Source organism: Pseudomonas sp. PDM16, from assembly GCF_014851865.1.
Lineage (GTDB): Bacteria > Pseudomonadota > Gammaproteobacteria > Pseudomonadales > Pseudomonadaceae > Aquipseudomonas.
Genome location: NZ_JACVAM010000002.1, coordinates 66,856 through 80,764 on the forward strand (window position 1 = coordinate 66,856; position 13,909 = coordinate 80,764).

General features: G+C 59.6%; 13 protein-coding genes and 2 riboswitches. Of the genes, 8 read left to right on the plus strand and 5 right to left on the minus strand.

Going from position 1 to position 13,909, the window contains the following annotated elements:
• Positions 1–23 precede the first annotated feature (23 nt).
• Positions 24–127: riboswitch (guanidine-I (ykkC/yxkD leader) on the minus strand.
• Positions 128–435: 308 nt separating this feature from the next.
• The 4 genes from IB234_RS06705 to IB234_RS06720 form a co-directional block, all read right to left on the minus strand.
• On the minus strand, positions 436–1,494 hold the full coding sequence (locus IB234_RS06705; protein WP_192315747.1) for a putative urea ABC transporter substrate-binding protein: 1,059 nt from the start codon (positions 1,492–1,494) through the stop codon (positions 436–438).
• 50 nt (positions 1,495–1,544) lie between these two features.
• Positions 1,545–1,648: riboswitch (guanidine-I (ykkC/yxkD leader) on the minus strand.
• Between the two features lie 177 nt (positions 1,649–1,825).
• Positions 1,826–2,581 carry a substrate-binding periplasmic protein gene (locus tag IB234_RS06710; protein ID WP_192315749.1) on the minus strand — a complete coding sequence of 252 codons (756 nt, stop codon included), beginning with the start codon at positions 2,579–2,581 and terminating at the stop codon, positions 1,826–1,828.
• Positions 2,582–2,716: 135 nt separating this feature from the next.
• Entirely contained in the window at positions 2,717–3,553 is an 837-nt protein-coding gene (locus IB234_RS06715) for an HDOD domain-containing protein (RefSeq protein ID WP_192315751.1), read from the minus strand.
• Positions 3,554–3,660: 107 nt separating this feature from the next.
• Entirely contained in the window at positions 3,661–4,602 is a 942-nt protein-coding gene (locus IB234_RS06720; RefSeq protein WP_192315753.1) for a YgfZ/GcvT domain-containing protein, read from the minus strand.
• Positions 4,603–4,722: 120 nt separating this feature from the next.
• On the opposite strand from IB234_RS06720, the gene IB234_RS06725 reads away from it, so the two are divergent.
• A complete protein-coding gene (locus IB234_RS06725; protein WP_192315755.1) occupies positions 4,723–4,977 on the plus strand; it encodes a succinate dehydrogenase assembly factor 2 in 255 nt (84 codons plus the stop codon).
• Entirely contained in the window at positions 4,961–5,413 is a 453-nt protein-coding gene (locus IB234_RS06730; protein ID WP_192315757.1) for a protein YgfX, read from the plus strand. Before IB234_RS06725 ends, IB234_RS06730 begins: the two co-directional genes overlap by 17 nt.
• On the opposite strand, the gene nadB is transcribed toward IB234_RS06730, so the two are convergent.
• On the minus strand, positions 5,382–6,998 hold the full coding sequence (gene nadB, locus IB234_RS06735; protein WP_192315759.1) for an L-aspartate oxidase: 1,617 nt from the start codon (positions 6,996–6,998) through the stop codon (positions 5,382–5,384). The two genes, IB234_RS06730 and nadB, sit on opposite strands and share 32 nt — an antisense overlap.
• A 347-nt stretch (positions 6,999–7,345) precedes the next feature.
• Here nadB and rpoE point away from each other — a divergent pair, with 347 nt between their 5' ends.
• The 6 genes from rpoE (at position 7,346) to lepB (ending at position 13,848) form a co-directional block, all read left to right on the plus strand.
• Positions 7,346–7,927 (plus strand): RNA polymerase sigma factor RpoE, encoded by a 582-nt coding sequence (gene rpoE, locus IB234_RS06740; RefSeq protein ID WP_192315762.1) that lies wholly within the window; start codon positions 7,346–7,348, stop codon positions 7,925–7,927.
• Between the two features lie 37 nt (positions 7,928–7,964).
• Complete coding sequence (locus IB234_RS06745) at positions 7,965–8,549, plus strand: sigma-E factor negative regulatory protein (protein WP_192315764.1); 585 nt, start codon at positions 7,965–7,967, stop codon at positions 8,547–8,549.
• A gap of 8 nt (positions 8,550–8,557) precedes the next feature.
• The gene (locus tag IB234_RS06750; RefSeq protein ID WP_192315766.1) at positions 8,558–9,496 is read left to right on the plus strand and encodes a MucB/RseB C-terminal domain-containing protein; all 939 of its coding nucleotides are present in this window, start codon (positions 8,558–8,560) and stop codon (positions 9,494–9,496) included.
• 126 nt (positions 9,497–9,622) lie between these two features.
• Positions 9,623–11,044: a DegQ family serine endoprotease gene (locus IB234_RS06755; protein WP_192315768.1), complete on the plus strand. Its 1,422-nt coding sequence runs from the start codon at positions 9,623–9,625 to the stop codon at positions 11,042–11,044.
• A 147-nt stretch (positions 11,045–11,191) separates the two neighbouring features.
• A complete protein-coding gene (lepA, locus tag IB234_RS06760) occupies positions 11,192–12,991 on the plus strand; it encodes a translation elongation factor 4 (protein WP_192315770.1) in 1,800 nt (599 codons plus the stop codon).
• A 5-nt stretch (positions 12,992–12,996) separates the two neighbouring features.
• The gene (gene lepB, locus IB234_RS06765) at positions 12,997–13,848 is read left to right on the plus strand and encodes a signal peptidase I (protein WP_192315772.1); all 852 of its coding nucleotides are present in this window, start codon (positions 12,997–12,999) and stop codon (positions 13,846–13,848) included.
• Positions 13,849–13,909 lie beyond the last annotated feature (61 nt).

Consider the following 13,909-nt stretch of genomic DNA (forward strand, 5'->3'; position numbering starts at 1 on the left):
GGCGCGGCACTGGCCTGTGCGCGTTCTCCCGGGCTTTTGTCCCGCCGTGTAACCCCTGTCGAGGTCGCCAACTCTCGGACCAGCCGCCCGTCGTGGTGGACGGGCCGGAACCCTAGTCGGCCATTGCAAGTTGTAGTGCCGCGCCCCTGGCGGGGTGCTTCTGCATGGTTGGGCTGTAGCGAACATCGTGCCAGCTGCCGATTGCCCCGGATTTGCTGGGGCAGCGCTTGCTGTCGGTAGCCAACTGGCGAACATCGCGCACGAAAGCGGTGCGCGGTGTTCGCTGTTGGTGCTTAGAGCCTGTTTCGAGTCTCTTGAGCTAGAGCCAGGCAAGGCGAAATTGGGTGAGGGCGCGGAGTTTACGAGGTGTAAATGAGCAGCCCGAACCCAATTTCAACGCAGCATGGCCGACGATCAAGAGATTCGAGACCGGTTCTAGAGCTGGTTGTCGGCGGCCAGCTGCATATAGGTCGGATTGAAGCGCAGCATGATCTGCGAGGGGTTGCCCAGTACGCGGTTATCGCTGAAGGCGATACCCAGGCGTTGCAGGCCTTTTCCTTCGCCGAGCAGTTGCTGGGCGTCGGCGAAGTTGGCCACGCGCTGCATCAGGTCCGGCATCTTCTCGCCACGGGCGAAGGCAGCTGCCGAACGCGGAGCGTAGAAGGAACGGATGGTGCGCAACTGTTCGTCGAAGTCAGCGGGCGTGGTGTCCGCTGCGCTGGCCATCTTGGCGCGTGCGGCTGCGCCAGCTGGGGTTGGCAGGCCCATCAGACGCATGCCCTCGAACCAGGCGCCGGTCAGGGCGCGGCCCAGTTCGGGGTGTTGGGTCAGGGTCTGGCTGTTGATCACCAGCAGGTCGAGGATCTCGCCGGGTACATGGTGCGAGCTGAACACCTGCACGCTGTCGCCGTCCTGACGCAGATCGGAGAGGATAGGGTTCCAGGTCACCACGGCATCACCCTTGCCACTGCGCCAGATCTGAGCCAGGTCCTTGTCAGAGACGTTCTCGATCGTTACGTCCGAAGGCTGCAGATGTGCCCATTCCAGAGCGCGGCTGAGCAGGTAGTGGGACACCGAGTTCTCCACCAGCAGGATGGTCTTGCCCTTGAGGTCTTTCAGGTCCTTGCTGCCGCCGCGTACCAGAATGCCGTCGGCACCGGCGGAGAAGTCTCCGACGATGAGCGCGGTGGAATCCACGCCTGCGGCAGCGGGAATGGTCAGGGCGTCCATGTTGGTCATGGAGCAGGCGTCGTACTGGTTGGCGGTGTATTGCTCGATGGAGGCGACATAGTCCGGCACCTGCTCGACCTGGATCTCGACACCGTACTTCTTCGCCCATTTGTCGATGATGCCTTCTTCGGCGATGTAGCCCCACAGCATCCAGCCGGCGTAGATCGACCAGCATACCTTGAACGGGCGTTTCTCGGGGGCGGCGTGGGCAGGCTGTACGAGCAGCAGAGCGAGCAGGGAAGAGCACAACAGGCGGTTGAGCATGGAGACCTCGGGACAGTGGACGGGAAGTGGCTGGCGGCCATGCCTTGTACTTCTCCCGGGCTTTTGTCCCGCCGTGTAACCCCTGTCGAGGTCGCCCACTCTCGGACCAGTCGCTCGTCGTGTGAGACGAGCCGGAACCCTAGTCGGCCATTGCAAGTGGTGCCATGCGCCACATTCGGCACGGTTGAAGCGAACATCGTGCCAGATTGCCGAGGACGCGCACGGAGTGCGCAGGTATTGCGAGAAGAACGGGGTGGGTGCGCCATCCTCGTGCATGGGCTGATTGGCGTGCCTGTGTGCGGTGCGGATGGCCGAGAGGGCCAGGTGGTCTCTATTGGGTCAGGCTCAATGGCTGCTGAATTTCCAGCAGGTATTGCGCGACTCTGCCGCTGTCCCGAAGTTGTCGGAGCCCACGGTTGAAACTCTGCAGTTTCTCTTCGTTGCCTACGATCCTTTTCGACAGCATCAGGTGCAGGCTGTCGGTGCGCAGGGGGTGCGGGTGGAAGCTGAGTTGGGCGCGTTCATCGCGAGTGAAGCGGTTGTGCAGAAGATCGAAGGCGACGATCTTGTCCATCGGAAATACGTCCAGCCTTCCGGCCAACAACATCCGCAAACCCTGCTCCTCGGTGCTGAGGCGTCGGACGCGAAGCACGCCATCTTGCTCGGCACTGCTGAAGGCTTCGCCATAGTCGTAGTCGATGGCTCCGCCTACCCGCAGCCCTTGGAGATCGCCGACCTCGCCCCATTCGACGGGCAGATCCTTGCGATGGAAGAAGTAGTAGCCACTCTCAACCACCGGGTCGCTGATGAAAAAGGCTTCCTCGCGACCTGGGCTGCGGAGCCACACGGCACTGCCGTCGCTCGTACCTCGCTCCGCGTTATGCAGCGCTCTTGCCCAGGGATGAAACTCCCACTTCACCTGGACGCCCTCCTGGGCGAATGCCTCCTCGACTATGCGTGAGGCCACTCCATGGAAGGGGAGGTTTTCACCAAGATAAGGCGGCCATTCCCCGTTGGTCAGGCGGAGTTCGTCGGCGATAGAGGCAGATGAAACCAGCAGGATAAACAGCAGAGAGAGCAGTCGCATGGTGCATTCCCATCCTGAACTGCACGGGGCGGGTTCCTTCGATCCCCGTGGCGTACGGCTTGATCGCCGCTCAATGGCATTTCGCCACTGAGCTCGCCTGCAGTCTAGTCGGGTTATGCGCTGCTTGTCGCAGCCTTATTTCAGCATGCTTGACGCAGCTTCCATGGCTGCCGAGAGGTCATCGTCGGCCTGCATATCGACGTTGGGGTCGAGGCCGAGTTTGGCGAAGGCGGGAATAGTGCCCCAGTCCAGTTGCGTATAGGGGTGCTCGCTGCCTAGGTAGCTCTGCAGTGTGGCCACCTGAACGATATCGACATAGTCGGCCTTTGCCGAGTTGCGAGTGAAGTCTAGATACTGGCCCGGCACCATGGCGATGGGCTCGGGAAACTCCCAGGCACGCAGAATCCTGTCGCCAATGATCGGGTGAATCTTCTCGATCACGTGGTTGAGGCTGATGGAGTCGGCCAGTAGCGCATTGTGCTCTTCTGCGTAGGTGAGAATCGGCAGAACCCCAATCTGGTGGATAAGACCTGCGAGAGTCGCCTGGTCAGGCATCAGTCGGGTGTAGTGCCGGCACAGTACGTGGCAGATGCCGGCGATTTCGGTGCTTTTGTTCCATACTTCGCGCATCTTGCGATCTACCACATCGCTGGTGGCCTGGAACATCTGCTCCATGGCCAAGCCGGTGGCCAAGTTGCATGTGTAATTGATACCGAGGCGACTTACGGCCATCTGTAGATCGGTGATCTCCTTGCTGGTGCGCAGCAATGGGCTGTTGACCACCTTGATGATGCGTGCGGCCAGTGCCGCATCGTTTCCGATTACCTTGCTCAGCGCGGGGATACTGATGTTCGGATCTTCCACCGCCTCACGCACCTTGAGTGCCACCTCGGGCAGAGTAGGCAGTACCAGCTCATCATTCTCGATGGCGTGGATCAGTTCCTCTTGGACTTTCTCGGCAAGCTTGCTCATCTGGGGTCTCGGGTCGCATGACCGCATCAATCGTTTGGGATGCGGCTTCGTTCAGTAATGTCCGGGTTGTACCGCGTTTTCCCGGGGGCATGCATTAGCTTTTTTTGCTAGTGCTGGATTTCGCGATCTGCATCCAATTGATAGGGCAACTCCAGGAGAGTTAGCAGAGGGCCCTCGACACTGCCGAGATGGATACGGCCATCGGCCACTGCGTCCTCCTGCAGCACCGCCAGCAGCTCCGTGCTGCCATCGACGGTGGCTGCCAGCACCACTTCGCCGACGCTGGAGCTATGTACCGGCGAGAACAGCTCGCTGCCCACGGTCGGCGACTCGCTCTGGGGCAGGCTCAGGCGTTTCAGCCGGCGTTTGAGCTTGCCGAGGTACTGCATGCGGGCAACGATTTCCTGGCCGGTGTAGCAGCCCTTCTTGAAACTGACGCCGCCGACGGCCTGCAGGTTGATCATCTGCGGGATGAATTGCTCGCGGGTAGCGCCGAATACCTGGCCGATGCCGGCGCGCACCTGGCCGAGCAGCCAGTCATTGAGTGGCGCCTCATGCAGCTGCGCGGCCAGGCGGCCATGCAGGCTTTCATGCTGTTCGGCGGGTGCCCACAGCTCGGCGCGGCCGCCGGGCAGGCGAATAGCGATCAGGCCGTTGGTACGGGTTACAGTGTCTGCCTGCAGCGGCAGGTCCAGACCGAGGGTGAGCAGGGCGCCGTCTCCGCCAGACAAACCGAAGCGCACCCATTTGGTGGATTCATCGGTGAGTGTCGACTTGGAGAACACCGCGTATTTCTTCAGGTCGGTCAGCTGTACCTCGAATAGTTCGCTGGCCAGCGCCAGCAGGTAACCATCGCCGTCCTGCAGAATGCGGAAGCTGGAGATCATCCGGCCCTTGGGTGTGCAACGCGCGCCCAAGCTGGAAGTCTGCTCGTTGAGGTAATTGAGGTTGCAGGTGAGCTGGCCCTGGAGGAACTTGGCAGCATCCGGCCCGCGCACGGCGAGCAGAGCCTCGTGGCTCAATAGTGTAAAGAAGGCGGAGTTGGCCATGGGCGTTCGCTGATTGGAAAAGTCAGGGCGTCATCATAGAGGCCCCCCGACGCCTTGTCAGCGGGTGCCGAGTGAGCGCCGCGCCGTTATACTGCGCGCCTTTAGTACAGGAGCCGCTGCATGGCCGACGCGACCGAACTGAATCGACTCTTCTGGCATAGCCGTCGTGGCATGCTGGAACTGGACGTGCTGCTGGTGCCCTTCGTCAAGGAGGTGTACCCCAGCCTGGATGCCGAGGATCAGGCTCGCTATCGCAAGCTGCTGGAGTGCGAGGACCAGGACATGTTTGGCTGGTTCATGCAGCGCGGTGAGCCAGATGATTCCGATCTGCGACGCATGGTTCGCATGATTCTGGACCGTGTCCAACCCAAGTAATTATTTCGAATGCCACTGGCAGGCTTCGCGTCTGCTGCTGGCAGTCTACTTGTTGGAGCTGGCTCTAGCGCTGATCACTCTGTTTGCTGTCGAGCTTCCTCTCTGGGTAGCTCTGCTCGGAGTGCTCGCCTGTTTGTCCCATGCCGGCTGGGTGCTGCCGCGACAGATCCTGCTGCGGCATTCGTCCGCCTTCACCGGATTGCGCCGCAACGAGAGTGGCTGGCAGCTGTTCAATAGCCGTGATGGCTGGCAGCCGGTGCAGCTGCGGCCGGACAGCCTGGCGCTGTCCGTGGCGGTGGTGCTTCGCTTTCGCCTGGTGGGCGAACGGCGGGTGCGAGGTTTATGTATCGCGCGTGATGCATTGCCACGTGAGGCGCATCGGCGTCTGCGCGTACGCCTGAAGTTCAGCCGACGTAGGTGGGCGGCGCCAGAATAGTGTCCCGGGCCTCCGGCAGCATGTCCGGATAGTCCAGGGTGTAGTGCAGGCCGCGGCTCTCGCGACGCAGCATGGCCGACTCGATCATCAGCTCGGCGACCTGGGCCAGGTTGCGCAGCTCGATCAGGTCGCGACTGACCTTGTAGTTGCTGTAGAACTCGTCGATCTCGTCGAGCAGCAGGCGCACCCGGTGCTGGGCGCGCTGCAGGCGCTTGTTGGTGCGCACGATGCCGACGTAGTCCCACATGAACCGCCGCAGCTCGTCCCAGTTGTGCGCGATGATCACGTCCTCGTCCGAGTCGGTCACCTGGCTGGCGTCCCAGGCTGGTAGTGCCTGGGGCATCGGCACCTGGTCGAGCTGTGCGACGATGTCCTCGACCGCCGAGCGGGCATAGACGAAGCACTCCAGCAGCGAGTTGCTGGCCATGCGGTTGGCGCCGTGCAGGCCGGTGAAGCTGGTCTCGCCGATGGCATACAGGCCGGGCACGTCGGTATGGCCATGCTGGTCGACCAGCACGCCACCGCAGGTATAGTGCGCCGCCGGCACCACCGGGATGGGCTGACGGGTGATATCGATGCCGAACGTCAGGCAGCGTTCATACACGGTGGGGAAGTGCGCCTTCACGAATTCGGCCGGCTTGTGGCTGATGTCCAGGTACACGCAGTCGATACCCAGGCGCTTCATCTCGTGGTCGATGGCTCGGGCGACGATATCGCGCGGGGCCAGTTCGGCGCGCTCGTCGAAGCGTTCCATGAAGCGCTCGCCGTTGGGCAGCTTGAGGTGGGCGCCTTCGCCGCGCAGGGCCTCGGTGACCAGGAAACTCTTGGCTTGCGGGTGGTACAGGCAGGTCGGGTGAAACTGGTTGAATTCCAGATTGCCAACCCGGCAGCCGGCGCGCCAGGCCATGGCGATGCCGTCGCCGCTGGCCCCGTCCGGGTTGCTGGTATAGAGGTAGACCTTGGCCGCGCCGCCGGTGGCAAGGATCACGAAGCGCGCATGGTAGGTGTCGACTTCGCCACTGGTGCGGTTGAGCACGTAGGCGCCGACGCAGCGCTGGCCAGGCAGACCGAGCTTGCGCTCGGTGATCAGGTCGACCGCCACGCGCTGTTCCTGCAGTTCGATGTTGGCGCGCTGGCGGGTCTGTTGAAGCAGGGTGTTGAAGATGGCCGCGCCGGTGGCGTCGGCGGCATGGATGATGCGCCGGTGGCTGTGGCCGCCCTCGCGGGTCAGGTGAAACTCGAAGCCGCCGTCCTCGCGGTCCTGCTTCTCGTCGCGAGTGAAGGGCACGCCTTGCTCGATCAGCCACTGGATGGCCTCGCGGCTGTGTTCTACGGTGAAACGCACAGCGTCCTCACGACACAGGCCTCCGCCGGAATTGAGGGTGTCGGCGACGTGGGACTCTACGGTGTCGGCATTGTCCAGTACCGCCGCTACGCCACCTTGGGCCCAGTAGGTCGATCCGTTGGCCAGATCGCCTTTGCTCAACACGGCAACTCTGAGATGCGCGGGTAGAGTCAGTGCCAGGGTAAGGCCGGCAGCTCCGCTGCCGATGACCAGGACGTCGTGTTGATAGTGTCGGCTCATCTACTGCTGATTCCACAGGGACCGAAGTGGCGCTGCCTAGTATATAGAGGGGGTGAGCGGCACAATAGCCGGGCTTATGACGCAGAAGAGAGCTCTGGAACTTTTCTTAGTCGTTCAAGTTCCAAGGACAGATACCGAAAGTGCCTGTCGTAATGGAGCGGCGGCCAGATCGGCCAGATTATTCATGCAGTAGTCGAATCGACGATGCTGTAACGCTTTGCAAGGTGTATTGAGCGCCGAGCAAAGCTTCTTCGGAGGGGAGAACTTTTGCGCAACGCCCGAGTCTATCTTGGCAGACGGAAAGACTGGCTGGTGCGGATCTCCTCCGGAACGGACGAGGAGTATTCATGCTAGCCCAGGAAGACGATCAGCAGTTGGTCGAGCGGGTGCAGCGCGGCGACAAGCGGGCCTTTGATTTGCTGGTGCTCAAGTACCAGCACAAGATTTTGGGCTTGGTGGTGCGCTTCGTTCACGATAGCCACGAGGCGCAGGATGTCGCTCAAGAGGCTTTCATCAAGGCCTATCGTGCGCTCGGGAATTTTCGCGGTGACAGTGCCTTTTATACATGGCTGTACCGTATTGCCATCAATACGGCGAAAAACTACTTGGTATCCCGCGGGCGCCGTCCGCCGGATAGCGATGTAAGCGCAGAGGATGCGGAGTTCTACGATGGAGATCATGCGCTCAAGGATATCGAGTCACCTGAGCGCTCCATGCTGCGTGACGAGATCGAGGCTACCGTGCATCGAACTATCCAGCAGCTACCCGAAGATCTGCGCACGGCTCTGACCCTGCGTGAGTTCGACGGCTTGAGTTACGAGGACATTGCTAGCGTCATGCAGTGTCCGGTAGGTACGGTGCGCTCGCGGATATTTCGGGCCCGTGAAGCTATCGATAAAGCCCTGCAGCCTTTGCTGCAAGAAGCATGATTGTGAGACAGCGGCGACAGCCAAGAGAGGAAACACCATGAGTCGTGAAGCCCTGCAGGAATCGCTGTCCGCGGTGATGGATAACGAAGCGGACGAACTTGAGTTGCGTCGAGTACTGGCGGCGGCTGGTGACGATGCTGAGCTGCGTGGCACCTGGTCGCGCTATCAGATAGCTCGTGCGGTGATGCATAAGGAGCTGCTGGAGCCGCGTTTGGACATCGCTGCCGCAGTATCCGCTGCGCTAGCCGAGGAGACGATGCCTACTGCTGCCTCCCGAGGTCCATGGCGAATGGTTGGGCGTGTGGCGGTTGCTGCTTCTGTAACCTTGGCGGTACTCGCGGGTGTGCGCTTTTACAATCAGGACGAGATTGCTGGCGCGCAATTGGCGCAGCAGCAGGCTTCTCAGCCTGGCTTGACCCTGCCGCAGGTGCAGGGGCCGGCTGTTCTGGCGGGTTATACCGAGGGCGCTTCTCCTCTGCAGCCATGGGCTGATCAACAAACCGGCTCGAGTTGGTATGAGCAGCGTCTTCCCGCCTATCTGCGTCAGCACGCCCAGCAGGCGACTACAGGTGCCGACACCGCGCTGCCCTATGCGCGGGCTGCCAGTCTGGAAAATCGCTGAGAGAGTACATGCGCGTCATCCCTCTTATAGCAGTGCTCGGTGGCTGTCTGGCGTTGCCAGTACATGCCGCCGAGAGTTGGTTGCAGCGATTGGCTCAGGCTGATCGACAGAGCTTTATCGGTACCTTCATCTACGAGCGCAATGGTAGCTTTTCTACCCACGGAATTTGGCACAGTGGAGGGAAAGCTGGTGTTGCCGAACGCCTGTTGCAGCTTGATGGCCCAGCTCAGGAAACGCTTCGAATAGATGGCAAACCGCAATGCATGAGCGGCGCGCTTGGCGAGCAAGTGGTAGATGCCCAGTGGCCGGCGCGTAAGTTGAATGTTGCCGAATTGGAGCAGCGTTATGATTTGCGGGTGTTGGGCAGTTCCCGTGTTGCTGGCCGCTCCGCCACTGTACTGGCACTGATCCCTAAGGATCAGCATCGTTATGCCTTCGAGCTACATTTGGACGATGAGACTGCGCTGCCTCTCAAGTCGCTGTTGATCAGTGAGAAGGGACAGCTTCTGGAGCGGTTTCAGTTTGTCAGTTTGAATTTGGCCGATGAGATATCTGGCGACATGCTGAAGCCTGGCGATGCTTGCAGGCCAGTCAGCATGGTGGCGGTCACTGAGTTACCTCAGTCATGGAAGGCTGGTTGGGTGCCGCCTGGCTTTGACTTGACTCAGGCATTGCATTGCAGCAGCCCAGTCTCCTCCGACCCGGTAGCCTGCCTGATGTATGGCGATGGGTTGGCTCGGTTCACGATTTTTCTCGAGCCTCTACAAAGCGCGAGCGTAGAAGATGCCCGTACCCAACTGGGCCCTACAGCGGTCGTGTCTCGGCGTATGAGCACAGTCGGTGGCGACATGATGGTCACCGTCGTTGGGGAGATTCCATTAGGTACCGCGGAGCGCGTTGCGTTATCGATGCAATCGGCAACTGCTATTGAGAGTTCATCCCGATAATGTTCAATGCTTCATGGCCGACTATCTGCGGTTGTTACCGGTCTGGGGCAGTTGCTTCATATCTGCGCACGTTTGCCTATGACCCTGTAATTTCCTTTGTTTTCTATGTGGATGGAGCTGAAGTTGATGCTTAGTCTGAAGTACTCGCTGTCCAGTGTCTTTGCCTTGCTATTTTTGGGGCAGATGTCTCTAGCCCGTGCTGAGCTGCCAGAGTTTACCGAGCTGGTCGAAGAGGCCTCCCCGGCGGTGGTGAATATCAGCACCCGACAGAACTTGCCGCAGCGTGATGTGGCTGTCCAGGGGCAGGTGCCTGATCTGGAGGGGTTGCCTCCCATGTTTCGCGAGTTCTTCGAGCGCAACGTTCCCCAGTTGCCGCGGGGGCAGGGTGGCAGGCAGCGCGAGGCTCAGTCGCTTGGCTCAGGCTTCATCATCTCTGATGATGGGTACGTGCTGACGAACAATCATGTAGTCGCAAATGCGGACGAGATCATTGTTCGCCTTTCCGACCGAAGCGAGCTTGAGGCCAAGTTGATAGGTGCTGACCCACGTACCGATGTGGCGTTGCTCAAGGTAGAGGGAAAGGGGCTGCCGACTGTCAAGCTGGGCAAGTCGCAGGCTCTTAAAGTGGGTGAGTGGGTGCTGGCTATCGGCTCTCCTTTCGGTTTCGATCACTCGGTGACTGCCGGTATTGTCTCTGCTAAAGGGCGCAGTCTTCCCAATGAGAGTTATGTGCCATTCATTCAAACCGATGTGGCAATCAACCCAGGTAACTCTGGTGGCCCGCTGTTCAATCTGGACGGCGAGGTGGTAGGGATCAACTCGCAGATTTTCACCCGCTCCGGCGGATTTATGGGGCTCTCCTTTGCCATTCCCATTGATGTGGCTATGGATGTTGCCAGCCAACTGAAATCTGAAGGCAAGGTGAGTCGCGGCTGGCTGGGTGTGGTTATCCAAGAAGTGAACAAGGATTTGGCTGAGTCGTTTGGCTTGGATAAGCCGGCTGGGGCGCTGGTCGCTCAGGTGCTGGAGGATGGCCCAGCGGCAAAAGGTGGCTTGCAGGTGGGCGATGTGATTCTGAATCTGAATGGCCAACCTATCGTCATGTCTGCCGACTTGCCACATTTGGTCGGTGCCTTGAAACCGAATGCTCAGGCCGAATTGGAAGTTGTTCGCGAAGGTGAGCGTAAAACCATCAAGCTGAGCATCGGTGCGCTACCGGAGGACGGTGCTGAGATGCCGTTGGTAGGGCAGTCCGGTGCTGAGCGCAGCAGCAATCGTCTTGGTGTTTCGGTGGTCGAGCTGACTGCCGAGCAGAAAAAAGCATTCGATCTGCGCGGTGGTGTCGTCATCAAGGAAGTTCAGGGCGGCCCTGCGGCTCTGATAGGCCTGCGTTCTGGCGACGTGATTACTCACTTGAACAATCAAGCGATCGATTCGGCTAAGTCTTTTGCTCAAGTAGCTAAAGGGTTGCCGGTCAATCGCTCGGTGTCCATGCGAGTACTGCGTCAGGGGCGGGCCAGTTTCATCACCTTCAAACTGGCTGAGTGATATCTATCCAGGAAAAGGGCGGCGTTGCCGCCCTTTTTTGTTCCTGAGTCCCGCGTCGCGTACGTGACGGCCTAGTCGTCGATCAGGTAAACTCCCCGGCTATTTTTCGTCGGGCAGCCTGCCTGCGGCTTTTTCGAGTGTTGATCCGTGAGTGACCTGAGTCATATCCGCAATTTTTCCATCATCGCCCACATTGATCATGGCAAGTCGACCCTGGCCGACCGCTTTATCCAGATCTGTGGTGGCTTGTCTGATCGCGAGATGGAAGCTCAGGTTCTCGACTCCATGGATTTGGAGCGTGAGCGCGGTATCACCATCAAGGCGCATAGTGTGACTCTGCACTATCCTGCACAAGACGGTAGGACGTATCAGCTGAACTTCATCGATACCCCTGGTCACGTCGACTTCACCTATGAAGTCAGTCGCTCCTTAGCGGCCTGCGAGGGTGCAATCCTTGTGGTGGATGCTGGGCAGGGCGTAGAGGCGCAATCGGTCGCCAACTGCTACACCGCTATCGAGCAGGGCCTTGAGGTCATGCCGGTCCTGAACAAGATGGACCTTCCCCAGGCCGAGCCTGAGCGTGTCAAGGACGAGATTGAGCACATCATCGGCATCGATGCCACTGACGCAGTGCCTTGTAGCGCTAAGAGCGGCATGGGCGTGATCGATGTGTTGGAACGCCTGGTTCAAGTGATTCCTCCGCCGGAAGGGGACATCGAGGCGCCGCTGCAGGCTCTGATCATCGACTCTTGGTTCGACAATTACCTGGGTATTGTCTCCCTGGTGCGCGTCAAGCACGGCCGGATGAAGAAGGGCGACAAGATCCTGGTCAAGTCCACCGGCAAAACGCACCAAGTCGACAGCGTCGGTGTGTTCACTCCGAAGCACACTGAGACTGCCGACCTCAAGGCTGGCGAAGTGGGCTTTGTGATCGCCGGTATCAAGGATATCCACGGTGCTCCGGTGGGCGATACCCTGACCTTGTCCAATACCCCGGACGTGGATGTGCTGCCGGGCTTCAAACGCATCAAGCCGCAGGTCTACGCTGGTTTGTTCCCGGTCAGCTCCGACGACTTCGAGGACTTCCGTGAAGCCCTGCAGAAGCTGACCCTGAACGATGCCGCGCTGCAGTACGAGCCGGAGAGCTCCGATGCCCTCGGCTTCGGTTTCCGTATCGGTTTCCTCGGCATGCTGCACATGGAGATCATCCAGGAGCGCCTGGAGCGCGAGTACGACCTGGATCTGATCACCACCGCGCCGACGGTAATCTTCGAAGTCGAGATGAAGAACGGCGAGACGCTGTCTGTCGACAACCCGTCCAAACTGCCCGATCCGGCCGGCATTCTCGATATGCGTGAGCCTATCGTGCGGGCCAACATCCTGGTGCCGCAGGAACACCTGGGTAACGTCATCACCCTGTGCATCGAGAAGCGCGGCGTGCAGCGCGACCTGCAGTTCCTCAGCAGCCAGGTACAGGTTTCTTATGATCTGCCGATGAACGAGGTGGTGCTCGACTTCTTCGACCGCCTTAAGTCGGTGAGCCGTGGCTATGCCTCGCTGGACTACAGCTTCGACCGCTTCCAGTCGGCCAATCTGGTGCGCCTGGATGTGATGATCAACGGTGAGAAGGTCGATGCCCTTGCGCTCATTGTGCACCGTGATCGCGCCCATCAGAAGGGGCGAGTTCTGACTGAGAAAATGAAAGAGCTGATCCCGCGGCAGATGTTCGATGTGGCAATTCAGGCCGCCATCGGTGGCCAGATCATCGCTCGGACCACGGTCAAGGCGCTACGCAAGAACGTATTGGCCAAGTGCTACGGCGGTGACGTCAGTCGTAAGAAAAAGCTGCTGGAGAAGCAGAAGGCCGGTAAGAAGCGGATGAAGCAGGTAGGCAGCGTGGAGATCCCGCAAGAAGCCTTCCTTGCCGTACTCAAAGTGGATAGCTAATACCTATGTCGTTCAACTTCCCTCTGATTTTGGTAGTCGCCGTTGCGGTATGCGGTGCTCTGGCATTGATCGATCTGTTGCTGCTGGCGCCGAAGCGACGTGCGGCTATTGCCGCCTATGAGGGGCAGGTTGGCGAGCCGGATGCACAGGTCCTGCAGCGCCTGAACAAGGAGCCATTACTGGTCGAGTACGGCAAATCGTTCTTCCCGGTGCTGGCTATCGTCCTAGTGCTGCGCTCGTTCCTGCTGGAGCCTTTTCAGATTCCGTCCGGTTCGATGAAGCCCACCTTGGAGGTAGGTGATTTCATTCTGGTGAATAAGTTCGCCTATGGCATCCGACTGCCGGTAGTCGATACCAAGATCATTGAGGTGGGCAGTCCACAGCGCGGTGATGTTATGGTCTTTCGCTACCCCAGTAACCCGAGCATCAACTACATCAAGCGTGTAGTGGGTCTGCCGGGTGATCGAGTCAGCTACACCATGGACAAGCGCCTGCTGGTGAATGGTCAGCCGGTAGCCGAGGAGTTTCTTGGAGAGGAACCAGGGTCGCTGGGGCGAACTCTGGTCTATAAGGAAAAACTCGGTGATATCGAGCACATGATTCGCAAGCAGTTGAATCGCAATGTGCGCGGCGGGGACGAATGGGTAGTGCCTGAAGGGCACTATTTCATGATGGGCGACAATCGTGACGACTCCAACGACAGCCGCTATTGGAATGATGCCGCTATCCCCAAGGAGCTCTGGGGCATGGTTCCCGATCAGAATATCGTTGGTAAGGCCTTCGCGGTGTGGATGAGCTGGCCGGATCCGAAAGCGCGCAATCTGCCAAACTTCTCCAGAGTTGGCTTGATCCGCTGATCACTGGAAAATGAGAGGCGCCGTTCAGTCGAATGGCGCCTCCTTGTATATAGTCATTCGA